Source organism: Sphingobacterium composti (genome assembly GCF_009829075.1).
Lineage (GTDB): Bacteria > Bacteroidota > Bacteroidia > Sphingobacteriales > Sphingobacteriaceae > Sphingobacterium > Sphingobacterium composti.
Genome location: NZ_WUQZ01000001.1, coordinates 285,048 through 308,006, shown reverse-complemented (window position 1 = coordinate 308,006; position 22,959 = coordinate 285,048). Strand labels below are relative to the sequence as shown.

19 protein-coding genes are annotated in these 22,959 nt (G+C 35.7%); 7 read left to right on the top strand and 12 right to left on the bottom strand.

What is annotated here, in order from left to right; translation table 11 throughout:
- Nucleotides 1-211: 211 nt before the first annotated feature.
- From GOQ17_RS01340 to spt, 5 genes are read right to left on the bottom strand one after another with little or no spacing between them, the layout of a single operon-like run.
- Nucleotides 212-598 carry a GtrA family protein gene (locus GOQ17_RS01340; protein ID WP_159633662.1) on the bottom strand — a complete coding sequence of 129 codons (387 nt, stop codon included), beginning with the start codon at nt 596-598 and terminating at the stop codon, nt 212-214.
- Nucleotides 598-1,290 carry a CDP-alcohol phosphatidyltransferase family protein gene (locus GOQ17_RS01335; RefSeq protein ID WP_159633659.1) on the bottom strand — a complete coding sequence of 231 codons (693 nt, stop codon included), beginning with the start codon at nt 1,288-1,290 and terminating at the stop codon, nt 598-600. Before GOQ17_RS01335 ends, GOQ17_RS01340 begins: the two co-directional genes overlap by 1 nt.
- Nucleotides 1,291-1,301: 11 nt before the next feature.
- On the bottom strand, nt 1,302-2,300 hold the full coding sequence (locus GOQ17_RS01330; protein WP_159633656.1) for an NAD-dependent epimerase/dehydratase family protein: 999 nt from the start codon (nt 2,298-2,300) through the stop codon (nt 1,302-1,304).
- Entirely contained in the window at nt 2,297-3,418 is a 1,122-nt protein-coding gene (locus tag GOQ17_RS01325) for a GNAT family N-acetyltransferase (RefSeq protein ID WP_159633653.1), read from the bottom strand. Before GOQ17_RS01325 ends, GOQ17_RS01330 begins: the two co-directional genes overlap by 4 nt.
- 24 nt (nt 3,419-3,442) lie before the next feature.
- The gene (gene spt, locus GOQ17_RS01320; protein ID WP_159633650.1) at nt 3,443-4,651 is read right to left on the bottom strand and encodes a serine palmitoyltransferase; all 1,209 of its coding nucleotides are present in this window, start codon (nt 4,649-4,651) and stop codon (nt 3,443-3,445) included.
- A gap of 337 nt (nt 4,652-4,988) precedes the next feature.
- Between spt and smpB the strand changes: the two genes are divergently transcribed.
- Nucleotides 4,989-5,444: an SsrA-binding protein SmpB gene (smpB, locus tag GOQ17_RS01315; RefSeq protein WP_159633647.1), complete on the top strand. Its 456-nt coding sequence runs from the start codon at nt 4,989-4,991 to the stop codon at nt 5,442-5,444.
- A gap of 6 nt (nt 5,445-5,450) precedes the next feature.
- Here smpB and GOQ17_RS01310 read toward each other — a convergent pair whose 3' ends face one another.
- Nucleotides 5,451-6,353 carry a helix-turn-helix domain-containing protein gene (locus GOQ17_RS01310; protein ID WP_236537012.1) on the bottom strand — a complete coding sequence of 301 codons (903 nt, stop codon included), beginning with the start codon at nt 6,351-6,353 and terminating at the stop codon, nt 5,451-5,453.
- 158 nt (nt 6,354-6,511) lie between these two features.
- Here GOQ17_RS01310 and GOQ17_RS01305 point away from each other — a divergent pair, with 158 nt between their 5' ends.
- Both GOQ17_RS01305 and GOQ17_RS01300 read left to right on the top strand, forming a co-directional pair.
- Nucleotides 6,512-8,014 carry an aldehyde dehydrogenase family protein gene (locus GOQ17_RS01305; protein WP_159633644.1) on the top strand — a complete coding sequence of 501 codons (1,503 nt, stop codon included), beginning with the start codon at nt 6,512-6,514 and terminating at the stop codon, nt 8,012-8,014.
- A 62-nt stretch (nt 8,015-8,076) separates the two neighbouring features.
- Nucleotides 8,077-8,451 (top strand): DUF779 domain-containing protein, encoded by a 375-nt coding sequence (locus tag GOQ17_RS01300; RefSeq protein ID WP_159633641.1) that lies wholly within the window; start codon nt 8,077-8,079, stop codon nt 8,449-8,451.
- A gap of 13 nt (nt 8,452-8,464) precedes the next feature.
- Here GOQ17_RS01300 and GOQ17_RS01295 read toward each other — a convergent pair whose 3' ends face one another.
- From GOQ17_RS01295 to GOQ17_RS01280, 4 genes are all read right to left on the bottom strand, one after another.
- On the bottom strand, nt 8,465-9,403 hold the full coding sequence (locus tag GOQ17_RS01295) for a hypothetical protein (protein WP_159633638.1): 939 nt from the start codon (nt 9,401-9,403) through the stop codon (nt 8,465-8,467).
- An 87-nt stretch (nt 9,404-9,490) separates the two neighbouring features.
- Complete coding sequence (locus tag GOQ17_RS01290) at nt 9,491-10,372, bottom strand: hypothetical protein (protein WP_159633635.1); 882 nt, start codon at nt 10,370-10,372, stop codon at nt 9,491-9,493.
- 188 nt (nt 10,373-10,560) lie between these two features.
- On the bottom strand, nt 10,561-11,388 hold the full coding sequence (locus tag GOQ17_RS01285; RefSeq protein ID WP_159633632.1) for a collagen-like domain-containing protein: 828 nt from the start codon (nt 11,386-11,388) through the stop codon (nt 10,561-10,563).
- Nucleotides 11,389-11,619: 231 nt separating this feature from the next.
- Nucleotides 11,620-13,806: a polyribonucleotide nucleotidyltransferase gene (locus GOQ17_RS01280; RefSeq protein WP_159633629.1), complete on the bottom strand. Its 2,187-nt coding sequence runs from the start codon at nt 13,804-13,806 to the stop codon at nt 11,620-11,622.
- Between the two features lie 233 nt (nt 13,807-14,039).
- On the opposite strand from GOQ17_RS01280, the gene GOQ17_RS01275 reads away from it, so the two are divergent.
- Nucleotides 14,040-14,819, top strand: a complete 780-nt coding sequence (locus tag GOQ17_RS01275) for a hypothetical protein (protein ID WP_159633626.1) — start codon at nt 14,040-14,042, stop codon at nt 14,817-14,819.
- A gap of 50 nt (nt 14,820-14,869) precedes the next feature.
- On the opposite strand, the gene rpsO is transcribed toward GOQ17_RS01275, so the two are convergent.
- Together rpsO and GOQ17_RS01265 are read right to left on the bottom strand one after the other, a co-directional pair.
- Nucleotides 14,870-15,148, bottom strand: a complete 279-nt coding sequence (rpsO, locus tag GOQ17_RS01270; protein ID WP_149914686.1) for a 30S ribosomal protein S15 — start codon at nt 15,146-15,148, stop codon at nt 14,870-14,872.
- Between the two features lie 138 nt (nt 15,149-15,286).
- Nucleotides 15,287-16,498, bottom strand: coding sequence for an acyltransferase family protein (locus GOQ17_RS01265; protein WP_159633623.1), 1,212 nt, complete (start codon nt 16,496-16,498; stop codon nt 15,287-15,289).
- A gap of 165 nt (nt 16,499-16,663) precedes the next feature.
- Here GOQ17_RS01265 and GOQ17_RS01260 point away from each other — a divergent pair, with 165 nt between their 5' ends.
- Genes GOQ17_RS01260 through GOQ17_RS01250 form a run of 3 tightly spaced genes read left to right on the top strand, consistent with a single transcriptional unit; the run spans nt 16,664 to nt 22,908 of the window.
- The gene (locus GOQ17_RS01260; RefSeq protein ID WP_159633620.1) at nt 16,664-17,839 is read left to right on the top strand and encodes an ROK family protein; all 1,176 of its coding nucleotides are present in this window, start codon (nt 16,664-16,666) and stop codon (nt 17,837-17,839) included.
- 24 nt (nt 17,840-17,863) lie between these two features.
- Nucleotides 17,864-20,974, top strand: coding sequence for a SusC/RagA family TonB-linked outer membrane protein (locus tag GOQ17_RS01255; protein ID WP_159633617.1), 3,111 nt, complete (start codon nt 17,864-17,866; stop codon nt 20,972-20,974).
- Nucleotides 20,975-20,985: 11 nt separating this feature from the next.
- A complete protein-coding gene (locus GOQ17_RS01250; RefSeq protein WP_159633614.1) occupies nt 20,986-22,908 on the top strand; it encodes a SusD/RagB family nutrient-binding outer membrane lipoprotein in 1,923 nt (640 codons plus the stop codon).
- Nucleotides 22,909-22,959 lie beyond the last annotated feature (51 nt).

The window sequence follows — 22,959 nt, the reverse complement described above, 5'->3', positions numbered from 1 at the left end:
CTCCGAAGAACCGTTCCTCCCTTGCGGAGTGGTGCAAAGATAGGGAAGATTTGTAATACAAAACAAGCATCCCGGGAAAATAAAAACGAAACAAACCGTAACTTATTGTGAGCGTGTGGAATATTTTTTTTATAATAAAGCAGAATCGATATTAAAAATGGAGAAAGCCTTTCATAAAGAAAGCATTTCTAGAAAAGCAATATTTTTGAACTCACTTCTTAAACACCCAATATTTCTGAAGGGTAAAGTTAAATCCGAGGGAAACGATGATTTCCACTAACAACTTGGAAAGCAAAAAATGCCATTTCCATACATCTACAAAGTAGTGAATACCGATAGACTTCAGCATGATACTACCAATTACAACAATTACAAATTTCCAAAGTTGGGAACCTATTGAATTTTTTGTATTACCAAACGACCAATACCTATTGATTACGAAATTGACAATTGCCCCTAGGGAACCGCTTATAGCATTTGAAAAAGGTGCTGAAAAATTCAACACCTTAAAACAAAAAGAATAAATTGCAAGGTCAGTCATCCCACCTAAAAATGCAGACAACTGTGCTTTTAAAAATTCTTTTAGTTTAAAACTCATTATTTATTATGATTTTGCTGCTTAGCTAATTTTTCCGCATTATCACGCTCATCACCCATATCCAACAATTTCTTTGTATCACCCATATTAATAAAAAACAGCACAATACAGATTACAATAACCGAATAGTGAATCGAACCAACAAGTAAGGCTTCTAATAAAAAGACTAACGATATTATAACACGAATCTCTGTAGGGCCAACCAAACCTGCATCAATGGTATATTTATCTGTAATTTTATAACGCAATTGCGAAATAATCATCGCCCAGCCGTAAAGCGCAACCAATGCGAATCCAGCATATTTAAAATCTCCCTGCGCATAAAACACATATCCAAGGCCAATGAAAACAACACTAATCCAATCCATAATTATATCGAGCGCAAAACCATACCATTTACGCGATTTATTACGGTAAAAAGCAATACGTCCATCCAAAGAATCACCAAACCACTGCACAAAAAAACCAAGAATACCTACCAAAATCAAACTTCTGTCTACATATTCGGCCAATAAGAAACTCCCCATAATCATCAAAGACCCCAAAAAACCTATAGCAGTCAATCCGTCCGAAGACAACCAATTGGGGATTTTTGGCAACAGATAAGTTATAAATTGTTGTTCTGGCTCGCTTAATATATTCGTGCGCTTTCTATCCGCAAACAATTTTTTGTCAATTTTTCCTTCACTCATTTGCTTTATTTTTATAGCCAATTATTCTTTTTGTACCACATTAACGTCTCTGTCAAACCCCTTTCCAAATTATATTGAGGGTTAAAACCTAACTTTTGCTTTGCTTTACTAATATCACAACTCCAATTTTCGGCAGTCAATTCTCCTAAACGTTCGGGATATATGACTGGAGTTTTACTGGAATTTTTATACAACATCTGCGAAATTCGAGCGACTAAAGCCACAATACGATAAGGTATATGCAAACGCAATGCTTTTTTCTTAAATGTATTTCTAAAGATGTCTGCCATCGCGTACTTGGAATACACTTGACCGTCCGATATATTATAAAATTCTAATCCTTCTTGTGATGCTTCACATCCTTTCAGCAAAATATCCACCAAATCTTTGACATAGATGAAACTCAACTTCTGCGGATTAGCACCGATATAAGGATCAAGCCCCTTGTTCAATGTATCAAATAAAATAAACAAATCTTTTTCACGTGGACCATACACTGCTGTCGGACGAAATACCGAAATTGCTTTGTCGGCAAATCGTTTCTTGATATTTAATTCAGAAGTCTTCTTACTACGTCCATACACCGTAAGTGGACGATATTCCGTTTCTTCTTGGATATCCTGTTTACTATTGTAAGCTATTGGCCCGATTGCCGCTAAGCTACTGACATAAATAAAACGTTTCAACTCCACTCCTTCAACGAACGCAGCTTGCATCAGATTTTGCGTCATACCCACATTGACACGTAACATTTCTTCTTCAGACTTTGACTTTGTCAATGCTGCGGCATGAATGATGTAATTGTATTGTTCTTGAAGAAAAAGATGTTGCAATTCTTCTACATTCCCAAAATCAGGATGAATAAATTTGTCAACAAAAGCTTTAATATCATCCGTCTTACTAGATGAACGGACAGCTGCATGTACTTCCCAGCCTCTCTGTTTTGCTGCCTCAACTAAATGCGAACCGACAAAACCACTTGCTCCTGTTATGAAAACTTTAGTTCTCATATTTCTTTCTCGTAGATACGGTAACGTTTGTACAATTCACCATTGATTTGTTCAATCGCATGATTCATCATATAATTATGTTCCAGCATCCAAGAACATTCACCACGCTCAATGCCATAGATTTTGGCATTTTTGATAATGCGACCGTATAAACAAGCCTCAATACCCATCTTGCGATACTCCTCCAACACACCCAACATCATCACACGAAGAGATTTGATTTTTTTGCGACCGAATAACAATTTAAAAATACCCGTTGGCAATAATCGCCCTCTTTTGATTTTAATCAAAATCTCGTTAATATTTGAGATTCCTACCGCAAAGCCAATTATTTGATTGTCCTTCTCTGCAATTATACAGAAGTTCGGATTTACAATCATTTTCAAATCTTTGGCAACATACGCAAACTCCTCGTCTGTCATCGGAACGAAACCAAGATTTTTATCCCATGCTTTGTTGTAAACCTGCTTAATTTTCTCAGCTTCGGACTTGAAATTTTTAAGATCAATAAGACGTAAGGTGACTCCAGAACGCTTTAAACGTTCCTCCAACTTGTCCATCACTAGGACTGAACGATCACTTGCTTTAGCTGTCGGGATATCATACGCAAATAAATCTACTTGCTTTTCAAAGCCTAAATTGCTTATTAAATCAATATAGTAAGGATAATTGTAAGTCATCATGGCTACTGGAGGACGATCAAATCCCTCAATCAATAAACCACAAGTTTCATTCGTAGATAAATTTATAGGACCAACGATTTTCTCACCACCCTTTTCCTTCACCCAAGCCTGAGCTGCCTCAAACAATGCATTAGCAACATTTTGATCATTGATACAATCAAAAAAACCAAACTGTCCTTCTCTCACATTGTTAAAAGAATTATGCTGTGTATTCCAGATAGCGGCTATTCGTCCAACTATTTTATCACCATCGTAGGCTAGAAAAAGTTGCGCAGAAGAATGCTTATAAAATGGATGTTTCTCGGGGTTTAATAAATCATCTTGTGCCACGAAAAGCTCAGGCACGTAATTCGAATCCCCTATATACAAATCATGCGGAAAATCTATAAATTCCGCACGTTGTTTTTTGTTCGTTACAGGTATGATATTAATCATGTCCTTTATATTTTAAGAGTATACTTAACCTACAAATGTTTCCACTTCAGCAGTTTTGAATACTTTAGCCATCTTCTCAATAGCTTCGTCTATCTGATCGAAAGTATGCGTAGCCATCAAAGAGAATCTTATCAACGACTCTTCAGCAGGAACTGCAGGAGCAACTACAGGATTCACAAATACACCATTATCTTGAAGAGTTTTTGTCACGTAATAAGTCTTTTCATTATTACGTACAAATATCGGCAAAATAGGGCTTTCAGTTTCACCCAAGTCAAATCCACTATCTAATAATAATTTTTTTGCGTAATGTGTATTTGCCCACAATTTCTCAATATGCTCTGGCTCTGATTGAATGATTTCCAATGCTTTTAATGTCGAAGCCACAGAAGCTGGAGTCATACTCGCAGAGAACATCAATGAACGAGCTTTGTGTTTCAAATATTCGATAGTATCTTTGTCAGCAGCAACAAAACCTCCCAACGAAGCTAAGGATTTACTGAAAGTACCCATAATCATATCTACTTTCCCTTCCAAACCAAAGTGACTTTCGGTTCCAGCACCTTTGTGACCAATAACACCCAAACTGTGCGCATCATCACACATTACAGCTGCATCAAATTCATCCGCAACCTTTACTAATTCTGGAAGATTCACGATATCACCTTCCATACTGAAGATACCGTCAGTAGCAATTAATTTGAAACTATCTTCTGGAAGACGCGACAACTTTGCACGCAAATCCTCCATATCATTATGTGCATATTTAATCACTTTTGAAAAAGACAATCTACTTCCATCAATAATAGATGCGTGATTGCGCTCATCCAAAAGGATATAATCATTACGTCCAGTGATACACGATAAAGGGCCTAAATTAGATTGAAAACCTGTACTGAATAAAACTGCAGCTTCTTTTCCTACATAATCAGCCAATTTCTCTTCTAATTCAACGTGAATATCTAATGTACCATTCAAGAATCTAGATCCCGCGCATCCCGTACCGTATTTTTCTAAAGCATCTTGTGAGGCTTTGATAATACGTTGGTCGGTAGTCAACCCTAAATACGAATTCGAACCAAACATTAATACACGCTTACCATCAATCATTACCTCAGTATCCTGTTTGGACTGAATTGGTCTAAAATATGCGTATAAGTCGGCTGCTTTTATAGGCTCTAGTTGTTCTTGAAGAAACTTCGATGTTCTTTCACTTAACTTTCCCTTACTCATGCTATAGATATTTCTATTTAATGCGATTTTAATTTTACTTTTTGACTAAAATCAAATAATCGTCAAAACTACGGATTATATACTGAAGATGTTAAATTACGTTAAAACTATGACTTTAATCTAACACAATTGGAAACCACCCTCAATTACCGTATTTTTCTCCAATCCTCAACTTTACCAAAACGTGCAAACTTACAAAACTTTGGTTGATTATCCGCAATATTATAAACTTATAAATATCATAAAGTTAAGTTATTGTTAATATACTCACAAGTATTAAGAATATTAAATTCAACATAATATTTTATTAAATTTGCAGCTAAGGAAATAACAAAATATGGCTATATCTTCACAAATCAACATAAAAAACAAGCGTGCATCTTTCGAATATCATTTATTAGATAAATATGTTGCTGGTTTGCAATTATTAGGTACAGAAATAAAATCCATTCGTGAAGGAAAAGCAAACATTAATGATAGCTTTTGTTCTTTTTTTGACGACGGTCTTTATATTCGCAATATGCATATTGCCGAATATTCCTTCGGATCATTCTATAATCACGAAGCAAAACGTGATAGAAAGCTTCTATTAACTAAAAAAGAATTAAAAAAACTGAAAGAAAAAGGTGAAGAAAAAGGTTTCACTATAGTGCCTCTTCGCATCTTCATCAATGAGCGTGGCTATGCTAAAATAGAAATCGCATTGGCACAAGGTAAGAAAGACTACGATAAGCGTGAGACTTTAAAAGAAAGAGACTCAAAACGCGAACTTGACCGCGTAATGAAATTTTAAGTCCTATCAGCTAAGGATATACGCTCCAGGTGTCACTCCTTCTCGATTTTTGAATAAACGAACAAAATAATTTACATCACTGAATCCTGACCCAAAGCAGGATTCTTTAACTGATTTTGTCATTTTAAGTAGTTCTTTCGCTCTATTTAGACGTTCTCTAATAACATATTCCATTGGGCTAATACCTAATTCTTTCTTGAAGAGTCGTGTCAAACTTGATTTACTCATGTTTGCAACTTTTTCCAACGATTCAATAGAGATTTTCTCGGTCAAATGTCTACGAACAAATTCTTTTAAATGCATTAATGCACCATTCGCGGAGCTTCCTATTTCTAAAGCTAATAGCGATTGTGATTGCATAAGACGAATGATCACTTCTTTAAAAGTTAAATCAGCATATACACTTTTCAATGAATTATTTCCCATCATAATGGAAAAGAACTTATTCAACAACTCTGTCAATTCGGGAGTATTATACAAATGAAATATTTCAGGATTAAAATTCCATTCACCAATCATTTGATGCTTAGGATTAAATTCATTCAAGTAATTCAAGATAGAATCAATCTTTTGTTTGCTAACCACAAGCGCTGTACATTGTGTGGGCTTATGTAATGTTGCATCAGGAAAATCGATATGCATTTTAGTATACGATGGAAGCAACAACATTTGTCCGGGCTTATAGTCGAATGCATCTATTTCACCAATATGCATCACCTTCTTGCCTTCCAACATATTGATAAAAACCATATCACCGAATTGTAAAGGAACCAAAGAACTGGCTTCATATGTTTCGAATACATGAAGCTCCATTTCATCTACAGCAAATGTGCGCTTGTTTTCTACAAGGGTAGTGATTTCATTTTCCTTTGTAAAAGGCAACGTATTTATAAAAGATTTGTTCATCATACATTTCAAACTTTTATAATTGGCTGGCAATCAAATATAACAAAATGCTGACAGACCAAGAAACTATAATCCTACACTTTGACACTTAAATGCTAAATCTTGGCTTTTAGGTTAGGTAAATTTGAATAAACACATAAACGTAATTAAATAATAAACATATGAGTACGATTCAAAGACCAACGTTTAAAGAGCGTTATGACAATTACATCGGAGGTAAATTTGTAGCTCCTGTGCAAGGAAAATATTTTGACAATATCTCTCCATTGGATGGAAAAGTGTTTACTCAAGCTGCGCATTCTACAAAAGAAGATTTAGAATTGGCTGTAAATGCTGCCGAAAAAGCATTTCAAACTTGGAGCAAAACTTCAGCGACAGAAAGAAGCATTATTTTAAATAAAATAGCAGACCGTATAGAACAAAATTTGGAATATATCGCTGCTGTAGAAACAATTGACAATGGAAAGGCAGTTCGTGAAACCTTAAATGCTGACATCCCATTGGCAATAGACCACTTCCGCTATTTTGCAGGTGTCATTCGTGCAGAAGAAGGTTCATTAAGTGAGTTAGATGCTAATACTGTTTCATTAATTGTACACGAGCCAATAGGTGTAATCGCACAGATTATTCCTTGGAACTTTCCATTGTTAATGGCTGTTTGGAAATTAGCTCCAGCTTTGGCAGCAGGAAATACAGTAGTATTAAAACCAGCGGAAAGCACCCCCACATCTATCATGGTATTGATGGAAATCATTGGTGACTTAATTCCAGAAGGTGTTATCAACGTAGTAAATGGATTTGGTTCAGAATTAGGACGTGCATTAGTAACGAATCCAAAAGTAGCGAAAGCCGCATTCACGGGTTCTACAGCTACTGGCCGCATGGTCATGCAATATGCAACTGAAAATATTATTCCAGTAACCCTAGAATTAGGTGGTAAATCACCAAACGTATTCTTCGAATCGGTAATGGACCACGATGATGCTTTCTTGGACAAAGCTATTGAAGGCGCGGTATTGTTTGCTTTAAATCAAGGTGAAATATGTACTTGTCCTTCGCGATTATTAATCCAAGAATCCATATATGATAAGTTTATTGCTCGTGTAATTGAGCGCGTCAATGCGATTAAAGTTGGTGACCCATTGGATCCAACAGTGATGATGGGTGCACAAGCTTCGAAAATCCAGAAAGATAAAATCCTTTCTTATATCAAACTTGGTAAAGAAGAAGGAGCAGAAGTATTGACGGGTGGTGACGTAAACAACGTAGGAGAAGGATTTGAAGAAGGGTATTACATCCAACCTACGCTATTAAAAGGTCACAATAAGATGCGTGTGTTCCAAGAGGAAATTTTTGGACCAGTACTGGCAGTTACTACCTTCAAAGATGAGAAAGAAGCAATCGAAATTGCAAATGATACAATCTACGGATTAGGTGCAGGAGTCTGGACGCGTGACGCACATCAATTGTACACTGTTCCACGTGCCATCCAAGCTGGACGTGTTTGGGTGAATCAATATCACTCGTATCCTGCCGGGGCACCATTTGGGGGTTACAAACAATCAGGTATTGGTCGTGAAAATCACAAGATGATGTTAGACCATTACAGACAAACTAAAAATATGCTAATTTCTTATAACAAAGAAAAGTTAGGATTTTTTTAATTCACACTATCTACCATATATTGGGGTTTCTTAGTAAACCCCAATTTTTTCAAAAAAGTATTATGATGAAGAGACTAGATGTAACAGAAGAAGCCAAAAAAATTATTCAACAATTAGCAGCGCAGCACGGCGACCTGATGTTTTATCAAGCTGGCGGATGTTGTGAAGGTTCACAACCCCAATGTTTTCAAAAAGGCGGCTATTTCCCTCGCATGAATGACGCTATGATTGGCTTAGCCGAAGGTTACGAATTTTGGATAGACAGAGATCTATTCGAATACTGGAAATATTCGCACTTTACATTGGATGTTTTGGATGGATTTGGTCCTGGTGGATTTTCTTTAGAAACACCACTTGGCAAAACTTTTAAAATCCACTATAGATTATTTACCGAAGAAGAATTGAAAGATTTAGAACCTGTTATTAGGAGTGAGTAAATATTTATTCGTTTTACGTATAAAAATAGATTCTTTTAGCTTCTGGGTACCAGTAGAAACGAAGATTACTAAAGTCATAATCCCCTATCCAAGCAATTAATTCTTTACCTTCCTTTATATCACCTCTATGAATAAATGGATTTTCAAATTTATCCGTCAAAGGATTAAGAATTAACGATATAACAAGCTTACCTTGTGGCATCTCCTTAGGCTCTTCTTCAAACCTAACGATATCATCTTTAAACTGCCTGTCTAAATAGAAGACTTCATACTTCCATTGTATATCACTCCTTGCAATATTCTTAAAATCATAGTAGGATGGTCTAAAACTCATTATACTTTTCCTTGGCCTGCCATAATACAATGCTGGATTCCACTTTATCATTTTCGTACTGTCTAATAATTCTATTAATGGATTTTTTGACAAATAAGAAGCATTACCTTTACTATCAATTAAAACGTCAATCCCTTGAGTCCAATCATTAACTAACCATTTATAGCTATCAATACTATCCAATCTTCCTAATTCCCTCTCTAAATCTGATTTGAATGATTTTATATAATTTATTCTTCCACCAGCTGGTTCAGCATAATACAAATCATAATTAGGGAACCCTTGTTCCCCCTCTACCTCTGAAATTACAGAATAAACCTGGCTAGAATATAAATCCCAATAAACATTTGCTTTGTAAAAACCTACAGACAGATTTTCATTTGTAGAACGAATAATATCGAGCAATTCATTTTTCTTATTTAAATCTTCAAAATTAAAAACCTTAATATTTCCTAGTGAATCAATACTAAAAGAAAACCGAAGCCTATCCCCTCTAACTAATTCATTTCTTAAAGCATTATTCAATTCATCCGCTAGAATTGGATATTTATTATCTAAATTCTGCCCATAAAGAAATGAAGTAATAAAAATAAAAAACGCTAAATAAATCCCCTTCATATTACTAAGACGCAAAACCTTACTTATTTCCACAAAAAATCCCAACTTTATACAAGTCGGGAATTTATTTTCATGCACATTAACTAATTACGGATTTCTCTCCTGCAATGCTTTATCTACCACAAAAGGATCATTTACATCTATATTCTTATTCTTTAATGTTGCAAATATACTTCCAGGTATAATTACATAGCGGAATTGAACCGCACCGAATCCAATGGAGGCAGAATCATCATGTGTATATCTAGTAATGAAAATTCTACCTGGTTTTGGGAGAAAACTGATTGTACTTGCTTTTGATGGGCCACTACCTGCGCCAGCATCAGATGTATAAGGCAACTGAAATACAGTAGTTTGAAAACGCCAGTATACAATAATAAGTCCCCCATCAATTATGGATTGTGTTAATCGTGGTGCAGGGATATGATTGACTTTTAAATTTGTACCATCAATGATGGTATCTCTTTGCGATTGCAGAAAACTCATCCATCCACTGTATATTACATTGGCCGTACCAGTAGCTCCCGTTGCCCCTCTAAGACTAACTCCAGACCCCCAACCACCTGCCGTTTTAGGACCAAACAATAATGATTGATCCGTTTTGAGATAAAAATCACCTACAGCACCAACATCCAAGCCTGGTAAAGTTGTACCGCTCAAAATTTTAGTCCCAGCAGCTCCAGTTGATCCTGTAGCACCTCTCAAAGAAACTGGAGAACCCCAACCAGCGGCCGTTTTTGGGCCATAAAAAGTACTGTTTGATAATCTAAAATAGAAATCACCAGCTACTCCTAAAGTCCCTGACGGAACATCATTTCCACTATAAATCATCGATCCATTATCACCCTTGACCCCCGGTATCCCCTGTGAGCCTGCTGGTCCTGGAGGACCTTGTGGGCCCGTATCTCCCTTTTTGCATGCATAGACCCCTATACATACAAACATTAATAAAAACATTTTTTTTATCATAATTCAAGTTATATATTTTATTAATAGATGTATGCCGAAGGTAAACACGCGAATAATTAATCACCTGATAATTATACCCTAACATTTAATTATCACCTTAGGAATTTGTATAATTTGATTACAAAACGGCAACCACAAAATACCTCCAGCTAATTTTAACCTTTTAATTTTATAATTGTTGATGAAAACTAAAAATTTAATTCTTTCAATGCTTTATTTACCGCAAACGGATCTTGTAAATTGATATTTTTATTTTTTAATGTTGCCACTACTCCCCCAGGAATTATAACATATCGATATCTAATCTGAGATCCTAAAGCCAGAAGAGCACCACCGTCATAGACAAATCGATATATGACAATTTCATTAGTTTTTAATTTAAAATTAATCGTAGACATTCGGCCTCCCGACCTTGAAGTAAATGGTAAAGGAAACGTGCCACCTCCATAATCTAAATAAACTAAAACTGCTGCAGAACTTTGAACAGTGCTTGTAATTCTCGGTGCGTATAGGTGCGCAATACGCATATTTGTACCATCCATAATAGAATCTTTAACTCGAACCGCTGCTTGCCAGCCACTATATATTACATTAGCCGTACCAGTTGCCCCTGTTGCGCCACGAAGATTTACACCTGTTCCCCAGCCCGAAGCTGTTTTAGGACCAAAAAGTAATGATTGATCAGATTTGAAATAAAAATCACCAACACCTCCTAAATTTACGGCAGGCAAATCTGTGCCACTAAGTATTTTTGATCCTGCAGAACCAGCTGAACCACGCAATGAAATAGCTGTTCCCCAACCAGCTGCTGTTTTCGGCCCGTAAAAGGTACTATTTGACAAGCGGAAGTAGAAATCACCATTTACCCCAAGTGAAGCAGTAGGCATATCATTCCCACTATAAATCATAGTGCCGTTCTCTCCTTTAACACCTTGGACACCTTGAGCTCCCTGAGGACCAGCTGGTCCTTGAGAACCTGTGTCCCCCTTCTTACATGAATATATACATATACTCATTAGAACAATTAAATACAACATTTTCATAATTTTATCAGTTTATTTTTAATATATAAACAATGATCAATTTACAATTATTCAAAAACAATTATAATTTGCAATGAGTCAATGGAGCGGTATGGTTAGTGTACCAGTAAAGTGAATGAGGGAATAATTATTTAATAGTTTAGCTTTAAAAAAGCCCGACTAGAAATTCTAGTCGGGCCATGTAATGTTTTTTCACTAAAAGAATTAAGCTTGTGGAGCATCAGTAGCTGGTGCTGCCGGCTTTTCTTCTCTTTTTGGTTTGTCTTCACGTGGAGGACGTGGTAGTAAAGCTTTACGAGAAAGTTTCATTTTACCTTGTTTGTCGATATCCAACAATTTCACAGTTACGATATCACCTTCTTTGTAGATTCCGTCCATTGATTCAAGACGTTTCCAATCAATTTCAGAGATATGTAATAAACCATCTTTACCCGGCATAATCTCTACGAAAGCACCGAAAGCCATGATAGATTTCACTTTACCTTCGTATGTTTCACCAATTTCTGGTTTAGCAATGATATTTTTGATACGTGTAGTAGCCGCATCAATAGCATCTTTATTATCTGCAAAGATTTGAACGATACCTTTACCATCAACTTCTTCGATTGCGATAGTAGCGCCTGTTTCTCGTTGCATTTCTTGGATAATTTTACCACCTGGTCCGATAACAGCTCCGATAAATTCTTTATCGATAGTCAATTGAATGATTCGTGGAGCGTGTGGTTTGTAATCTTCGCGAGGCTCAGAAATAGTTTTCTTCATCTCACCCAAGATGTGAAGACGAGCTTCTTTTGCTTGGTCTAATGCTTGTGTTAATACCTCCCATTTTAAACCATTAATTTTTAAGTCCATTTGACAAGCAACGATACCATTTTCAGTACCTGTTACTTTAAAGTCCATATCACCTAAGTGGTCTTCATCACCTAAGATGTCTGAAAGGATAGCATATTTACCTGATTTTTCATCAGTGATTAAGCCCATTGCAATACCTGATACAGGAGCTTTCAATTTCACACCCGCGTCCAATAAAGCCAATGTACCCGCACAAACTGTTGCCATAGACGAAGAACCGTTAGATTCTAAGATATCCGAAACAACACGAATTGTGTAAGGATTTTCTGAATCAGCAGGTAACACTTTTTTCAATGAACGCATAGCTAAGTTACCGTGACCAATCTCACGACGACCAGCACCTCTATTTGGTCTTACTTCACCAGTAGAGAAACCTGGGAAGTTGTAGTGCAAAATGAATTTGTTGTATCCATTGATGAAAGCACCATCAATCATTTGCTCATCGTCTTTAGCACCTAAAGTAACTGAAGTCAATGATTGAGTCTCACCACGTGTAAATACCGCCGAACCGTGAGCCGCAGGCAAATAATCCACTTCAGACCAGATAGGACGAACAGTACGCACATCACGACCGTCCAAACGAATTCCCTCATCTAATACAAGATTACGAACCGCATCGTACTGTACATCGTGGAAATATTTCTTCGCTAAGAATTTAGTATCATCATCAGCATCTTCGCCTAATGATTCCATTACTTCTAGTGCTATAGCAGCAAATTTTTCAGAACGTTCATGTTTAGCAGATCTAGATTTTGCAATCTCGTAAACTCTATCGTACGTTGCACTGAAAATTTGCGCTCTCAATTCTTCATTTGAAGGCTCGTGGTTAAACTCACGTTTAGTTTCAGAACCTACCAATTTTGATAATTCTAATTGTGCCGCAACTTGTTTTTTGATAGCCTCGTGCGCAAAAGCAATTGCTTCTACCATTTCAGCTTCCGAAATTTCGTTTGCTTCACCTTCTACCATCACGATATCTTGCGCAGAACCAGCAACGATAAATTCTAATGTCGCTTTTTCTAATTCAGATAAACGTGGGTTGATAACCAACTGACCATCGATTTTCGCTACGCGAACTTCAGAAATAGGACCGTTGAAAGGAATATCTGATACAGCTAGTGCTGCAGAAGCTGCTAATCCAGCTAATGCATCTGGCATGATATCTTTATCCGCAGAGATTAAAGAAATCATTACCTGCGTATCTGCGTGATATGTTTCAGGGAATAATGGACGTAAAGCTCTATCTACCAAACGAGAAATCAACACTTCGTAGTCTGATAATCTTGCCTCACGACGTAAAAAACCTCCTGGGATACGACCTGTTGCCGCATATTTTTCTTGGTAATCTACAGATAATGGTAAGAAATCCACACCTGCTTTAGCTTCTTTAGAAGATACTACTGTTGCCAACAACATCGTATCACCTTGTTTTAACACTACAGAACCATCAGCTTGTTTAGCCAATTTACCTGTAGACAATTCGATCGGAGCTAAACCATTGCCCAGATCAATTGTTACTTTCTTTTCGTTATAACTCATTGTTTTTTAATAATGATGCATTTTCCTCTTTATTCTACTGATGCATCGATTTTTATGACCTTTAAAAATTCAGAACAAAGGTACTGAATATTTTCCTTAAAATAGTATTTTTATACAGCAAGAACCCCCTTTAAAATATGTTTAGATCTCATTATTTCAACACTTTAATTATACTCTTATTTTTCATAATTCTTTCATGTAATCAACAATCTGATAATGCAATTTCTAAACCTATGCTATTAACTACTGAAACTGTTATTCCAGGCAAGTATGGTGACCATGACACATTAGATTATCAATTAACTATTTTTGAAGACAGCATATATTCATTAAGTTATAAAAAGCATATACAAGACCCAGAAAATATTTATGGAGGAGAAATATATACTGATTACAAAAAAGGAAAAGCAAAAATTAAAAAGGACAGTATTTTTCTCACAAATGACACTCTTCTTCTTACAAATGGATATGTAGAATTTATAAAGAATGGAAAAATTGATTTTGTACGTAGGATTGATTCTACTACTCTTAAAATTAAAAGCACATATACCACTCAAAGGTTTCCGAAGTACCACATAATACAATATGAGACATGGACAACAGTGCACCTAAAAGGTAAAAAAGAATTCACAGAAATATTTAAGATTGATGATGAAGCATTATTTGAAATAGAGCGATTAATAAAAGACACCGTGGACAATATTATGCCTAAGACTAAAGTAATTGAGAATAATGAGCATGTACCATACTTGACTCCTAAGCCCAAAACGAAACTTTTAACTACACCTAAGGGAGAACCCTGTTGCTACTATGAATCTTATTATAAAAAAATGTTGCCCTATATAGACCAAAACGGACATAAAATCATAAAATTATTTTTATCACTTGAAGCCATCAATATTCTAGAAGCAGATTTCCCAACTCTCTCTGACGGAGGATATTATTTTTTGGATATACAATTAAATTTAACAGAGAAAAAAATAACTTGGATTGGACATTATGGTTATGCATAAAAAAAAGCCATCCAAAACTGGATGGCTTTAAAGCTTTTCACTGTATAAGCTTACTTGATGATATCACGTAAACCTAAACCTTTGATAATCGCACGGTAACGGTTGATATCTTTTTTGTACAAATAAGCTAATAATGAACGACGTTTACCTACTAATTTTTGTAGAGAACGTTGTGTATTAAAATCTTTTCTGTTTTTTTTCAAGTGCTCAGTTAAGTGAGCAATTCTTTTTGTGAATAAAGCAACTTGTCCTTCTGCAGAACCAGTGTTTTCAGCTGCACCAGCAAATTCTGCGAAGATACCAGCTTTGTATTCTTTACTTAAATACATTCTTGAATAATATTAAAGTGTTAAAAATTATTAATTGTCTGCAAAGGTAAGGATTAAATTGGAAAATGAAAATAATTTGGAGATTTGAAAATTATAGAATCTTTTTACAATCACCTCATTCACAAATTTTCAAATTAACTACACCTTTACGTAAATACCTTTTTTGTCCATGAAATAAACAATTACCCACATAATGGCTAAAAAAATCAACGAATACACAAACGAACCAACTTCTGGCGGCCCTGGCAATTGCGCACAAACATTATTATAGAACCATGCGAATGGAGTCGTGAATTTTTGTATACCAGCATCATTGAAACCATTAGGAATACGAATCAAAGCTGTAGCCTTTGGCAATAATCCACTTAATACAAATATGAATAGCGGATTTTTTCCAAATACGTCAAAGAATTTAGTTAACCAGTTTTTCACCCCTTGCACCTCAATGTACCAGACCATTCCAGCAATAGTCATTATTGCTAAACCGGTGGTATATAACACATACGAACTCGTCCAAATTTTCTTGTTAATTGGAAATCCTAATGACCAAATCCAGCCCAAGACTACCAATATAAATCCTGTAACCAGAAGTCCAGATAATAGCTTGAAGTGAGCCTCATTCGAAGCAGGAACTTTCTTCCACAACCAATCTACTTGACCTTGATTTTTGATAAACACACCTACCAAATACCCGAAAACCACCTGCACAATCGCAGGAAAAACACTCATCAATCCTTCCGGGTCAAAAGGAATACCTTCTCCCTTGTACATATGTGCTACACCTAAGATAGATTTATCTATCTCGGTACCAAACCAACCTGTCAAGCTATACGGATCATCGCTACCTAACCAAGAGCAAACAGCCCAATAGCCTAATAATATTGCAGCAGAAATATAAATAAGTGACTTCGGCTTAAAATAATAAGCTAATACCGAAGCAAAGAAATAAGCTATCGCAATACGCTGAAGTACACCTAAAATACGTACACCTTTGCTCGGGTCAATACTACTCACCCATTCTCTGAATTGTAATGTCCCGTCTATCCATTGCAAAAAAGGAAACCAATTCAACCCAAGGCCAATCAAAAATATTAAGATTGTACGCTTAATTACTTTTCTCCAAAAAATAGCGTCTCCAGCTTCTTGCAATCTTGGTATCACAAAAGACATGGCATTACCCACTGCAAACAAGAAAAATGGGAAAACTAAATCCGTAGGTGTGCAACCATGCCAAGGTGCATGCTTTAAAGGCGCGAACATAGAAGACCAAGTTCCGGGATTGTTCACCATAATCATCAGCGCTACTGTCGCTCCCCTAAACACATCCAGTGAATAATAACGTTGTTTCATTTGTTAGATAGAATTTAAAAAAATATGACGAAGATAAGAAATACTTAAGAAATCATATTGATATTAAAAATCACAAGAATCTCCAACAAACTTATTTTTTATTTTAAAAAGTATTTGGATTTAATTAAATAATAACACTAACTTTATACAAGATTTATATTAACCATGTTTGACCAATTACATACGCAAATACTAAAATCCATTTACTTCTCTGGATCACAATCCATTGCGGAAATAAGCAACGTTATTAGCAAAAGTGTCCCATTAGTTGCGAAGGCAATCCACCATTTAGTTGAACACAATCTTGTTCATTCTCAAGGATTGCGTGCATCAACTGGAGGCAGACGCGCAGCCTCGTACAGCATAAACAAAGAAAAACTCGGAAACATTATTACTGTTTGTATAAGCCGTTACTCAATTAGAATTGGATTATTCAATTTCCTTAACGAGCCCATAATGGATGAATTGGAAATTAATATTACCCAAATGGATGACGCCAAAATATACGATACGTTAGTAGAGCAGGTCAAAATTGTAATACGAGATAATAAGGCAAATCCTATCTATAAAATTGGTATTACAACACCAGGGTTCGTAGATTCCCAATACGGCGTTAATAATTCATATTCAAAAGATTCTCCTCTGCACGACCTCCCGTACAGATTCAAAAAAGAATTTTCTATAGATACTTATATTGAAAATGACTCCTCAGCAATAGCAATAGCGGAGAAGAATTTCGGCAAAGCAAAACAAACAAATCATTCCCTAGTAATTAACCTGACATGGGGAGTTGGGTTAGGCATCATCGTAGATCAACAATTGTTCAGAGGTTTTAATGGTTTTGCTGGTGAATTTAGTCACATTCCTCTAGCAGATGAAAGCAAACTTTGCTCATGTGGCAAAAAAGGATGTCTAGAGGTAGAAGCTTCACTTGAATCAGCAGTAGAATATATTAAAGAGTGTCTCAAACAAGGAGAAGTATCACTCCTTGCCCCACATGTACATAATGAAGATAGATCTCAATTTTTGATATCCCTTACTCAGGCCTATAAATTAGGTGACCAATTGAGTATACATGCCATCAAAAAAATGGGATTTATGTTAGGCAAAGGTATAGCCACATTAATACATATTCTAAATCCTGAAAAAGTAATAATAAGTGGAATAGGAGCTACTTTTGGAGCTATTTTGTTGCCCGAAATTCAATCATCTATACATATATTTTGTATCCCTAGACTTTCTCAAAAAACAACTATCGAAATATCAGACTTAGAAAATATTGAAACAATAGCAGCGGCTTGTATAGCTGTCATGCAAAGTAAGGAGTTAATAAAAAATTAAAAACGCAAATTATCACAAACAATTATGAACAATTATTACAAACATTGGAGCATTTCCATTTTGATGTTGATACTCAGCATCACAACGGTATTTGCGCAGCAATCTGTTACGGGGAGAGTAACAGATGCAAATGGAGGCTTGCCGGGAGTTACTATAACGGTGACTGGAACCAATAGAGCCACTCAATCAACCTCAAATGGTAACTTCACCATTCAAGCTAATAATGGAGAGAAACTTAAATTTTCTATTATTGGGTATTTGACACAAGAAATCACAGTATCAGGAACAAGCGTTAATGTTACATTAGAACAAGATGCAAGTGGCATCGACGAAGTGGTGGTAACTGCGATGGGGATTAAAAGAGAAAAAAAATCTCTTGGGTATTCTTTTCAAGATATTAAAGGTGAAGCATTAGTAGATGCTAGAGAAAACAACATTGCTAATGCCTTGACTGGTAAAGTTGCTGGTCTTCAAATTATAAAAGGTTCAGCAGGCCCTGCCTCATCTTCTAAAATAGTTTTAAGAGGTTTTACATCATTTACAGGTGACAACCAACCATTAATTGTTGTAGATGGTGTTCCAATGGAAAATTTCGCTGGCGCATCCAATAACGATTTTTGGAATCCGTCTGCAGATATGGGCAATGGTTTAGGAGACTTAAACCCTGAAGATATAGAAAGCATGTCGGTACTGAAAGGTGGTGCTGCATCTGCTCTATATGGCTCACGTGCATTAAATGGTGTAATCTTAATCACTACAAAATCAGGAAAAAGTAGTAGAGGTGCAGGAATTTCATACTCAGCTACAATGGGATTAGAAAACTTATTTGTTACTCCTGAACTTCAAAAAGATTTTTCTCAAGGATCCGATGGAGTATTTAATGCAACCTCAGGAAGTAATTGGGGTGAAAAAATCACAGGACAATCTGTTACTGGATGGGACGATAAATCACGCACATTACAAGTTTACGACAACTTAGGTAATTTTTTCAAAACTGGATTTAATACTACCCATAATCTTACTTTCCAACAATCCTTGAGTGAAGGGACTAACATATATACTTCAGCCACTTATTTGCATGACAATAGCAAAACGCCTGGTGTTAAATTAGATCGTCTAAATTTAATGTCAAAATTAACATCTACTTTCGGTAAAGAAAAAAGATGGACTACAGATATCAAAGTTCAGTATATGAATACAGTTGCTAATAACAGAGCTGTAGGCGGATCTAATGCAGGTAATTATTACTCAGTTGCATTATTAACCCCAAACACAATTGATATTACAGAATTTCAAAGTGGGATGGATCAATTAGCTGTAAATCAAACATGGTATAATAACAGTAACACAGTGAATCCTTATTGGGCTGTTAGCAATAAATTAAATAAAGATTCTAGAAATCGTTTCTTATTAAATGCTACCATTAAATATCGATTTAACGATTGGTTAGACGCTGACTTTAGAGCTGGATCTGATTTGTATAACACCAAATTTGATAGCAGAACATATACAGGATCTTCTTTACCTAATTCATATGGTGTTGGATCAGACAATTTCAATGAACGCAATTACATTGTGAGTTTGAATGCGCGTAAAGATAATTTATTTGGAAAATGGAATGGATCAGCATCACTTTTCGGTCAGATAATGAAACAAAATTCGAATTGGTTATCTTCATCTGCGGGATCGTTGACAGTTCCAAATTTATTTACTTTAGGTAATTCAGAAGGAAACCCAGGTTTTTCAGAAGGTATAAGCGAAAAACAAATCAACTCTCTATTTGGAACTGCTGAAATAAACTACGATAATTTCTGGTTTATCAATGTTACAGGCAGAAATGACTGGTCATCTACGTTAAGTAAAGCTAATAGATCTTATTTTTATCCATCGATCAGTACGTCCTTGGTTATTTCTGATATGATTGAAAAGACCGGAGGCAACAATCCTTCATGGCTAAATTTTGCTAAAGTCAGAGCATCATATGCTGAAACTGGTAGTAGCTTACCTCCATATAGCTTGTATAACACGTATTCGATAGGTAAAGACCCGAATGGTTATACAACAGCTTCTAAAAACGAAACACTTTACGATCCAAATCTAGTAAGCGAATTGTTAAAGTCATTTGAAGTAGGTTTTGATGTGAAATTATTCAATCGCTTATCATTAGATTTTGCATATTACAAAACTAATGCAACAAATCAATTGATTCGACTTTCAATGAACCCACTTTCTGGATACAAAAATTACATGGCTAATGCTGGTAATATTCAGAATAAAGGTATTGAAACTATGGTTGGGATTAATGTATTGAAAAATCCAGAAACGTTGATGTGGGATATTAATGTAAATTATTCAAAAAATCTTAATGAACTAATTGCATTAACAGATGAACTAAGACTTTATCCTTTAGGTGGATTTGACAATTTACAGGTTAATAGTACTGTTGGACAACGCTATGGAACTATATACGGAACTAAATACACAAGAGTAGAAGATGAAAATAGTCCTTATTATGGTCAAAAAATAATTAATGGAAACGGCCTTCCAACCGCAAGCGATGATAAATTCCTTTTAGGAGACCAAAGTGCCAGAGCGCTTATAGGCATAAACAACTCATTTGCTTATAAAAACATTGGTTTATCCTTTCTAATAGACGGACGTTTTGGAGGAAAATTCTTCTCAGGAACTAATTTAGCATTACAACGCGCTGGACTTGCAGCTGAAACAGTTGTTAACGGAGAGCGAGCACCATTCGTTGTAGAAGGAGTAGTAAGTGACGGAAGTGGTGGTTATACTGTAAATACGAAAGAAGTTACACACCAACAATATTGGAATCAAGTAACTAATACATCTGGAAATTTGGGTATCACAGAAGAAAACTTATATGATGCGACTAACATTCGTTTGAGAAATGTTCAATTAAGCTATCGCATTCCAGCTAGATTATTAAATACGTCTGTTGTAAAGAGTGCGAAATTCTCACTATCTGCAAACAATGTATGGATGATTAAAAGCCATGCAAATGGTGTAGATCCAGAATCTGTATATGCTATTAGCACTAATGCTGTGGGATTTGAGTATTTATCATTCCCAACATCACGCTCGTACTTTTTAAATATTTCTCTGGGCTTCTAAAATTTATTATAATGAAAACGAAATTCACAAAACTGACATTAGCAATTGCTTTAGCAGTGACATCATTTTCGAGCTGTTCGAAATTTGATGAAATAAACACCAACCCTACCCAAGCGAATGAAAATCAGGTTCAGGTAGAATATTTTATAAATAATTCAATCATCGGTGCACAACAAGATCCGCATATAGCAGAGAGAGCATTTGTATTATACTGGAAATCAGCAGGAAGACAACACCTTTCTGGTGGTCTTGCCACAGGAGGCTACAATGATGGCTGGACAAATGACTATTGGAATTATATATCAGGATGGTTAAATAATGCAAATACAGCAATTCAAATTGCTGATATGAAAGCTGAAAATGGAACCGCCCAACCTTATAATGGTAACCTAATTCAAGTAGCTAGAATTTGGAGAGTATACTTGATGAGTGAATTGTCTGACAATTTTGGCGCTATTCCTACTGAGGCATTTGCTGGTAAAAATCCAGAGTTTAAGTCGACTAAAGATGTATATTACTTTTTATTGGAGGAGTTAAAAGATGCTTCAAGTAAAATCGATGCTTCTATTGCACGTCCTGACAAACTCCAAAACCACGATCCTGCATACAAATATGATTGGGATAAATGGGTCAGTTATGCAAATTCTATGCGATTGAGATTAGCTATGCGTATAGCTGAAGTTGACCCAAATAAAGCGAAAACTGAATTTGAAAGTGCAGTAGCGACTAATAAATTAATCACAGCAACTGATCAAAATTTCAAAGTTGCAGAAAAACCAGGATGGGACGCATTAACAGGCGTCATGAGTAGAGAATGGAATGGGCAAGTTTTATCAACTACTTTAAATAACCTATATGTAGGTTTAGGAGGAGTAAAATCTGAAGAGCAATTAGAATCTAATTTGCATAGCGCCATCAAGCCAGAAAATTACATTGGCAAAAAAATGCTAGGGCATTATTCAACTAAAACTAATGATCCTACCGCTGGATATTTCTTTGATGGACTTCCTAATACAATTGACCCAAGAGCCTATAAAACATTTTTTATACCTGGGGATTTTAACAGTAATACATTCTCCAACTATCCATCATATGCGAGTGATGCTACAATTACAAAAGTTAGATTTCCTAAGGTGACTGGTTTTAATACAGATACATTAGATATAGATGTTAAAAACACTTGGAGTACAGCTGTTGCTGGTGATTTTGGCCCAATGGGTTCGGTCAATCCTATTCGCTCGTTGCAAATTGGTAAAATACCAGGTCTATCTAAGGCATATAGAACTAGTAATTCACACCGCATTTTCTTCGCAAATTGGGAAACTTACTTTTTACTTGCAGAGGCATCATTAAAAGGATGGAATACAGGCACGACCGCACAAGCTGCTTACGAAAATGGTATAAAAGCAAATTTCGAATACCATGGTGTGAGTGAATTTGTTACAGCGTATCTAAATTCTGAATCTTATAATAGAGTGGGAACATCAGTAAAATTCACACACACCACAGAGCCTGGAAACTCACGTACTATGAGTTATATAGATGGATATACTGGTACATCTGGAACAACAACTATACAATACCCAGTTAATACTATATATAAAAATGGTACTGTTCGTAATGATGCATTGACTAAAATTATTACGCAAAAATATATTGCCAATATGCCTTGGTTGCCACTTGAAGCATGGTCAGATCACCGTAGATTAGGTCTACCATTCTTTGAGAATCCTGCTGTCGAAAACCCATTACCTAATCTTCCAGCGTTAACAAGCAGTAACTTTATGACAAACCAGATTAAATTTTTCCCTCAACGTTTGAAATACCCTTCAAACCTAGAGAGTGCAGACAAAGCTGGTTATGATCAAGCTGTTAGTTTACTTGGAGGACCAGATGCGGTCTTAACGCCATTATGGTGGGCTAAACAAAACTAAAATTTACCTTTAAGAAAATGCGTTCTCATAAGGAACGCATTTTTTAGTATT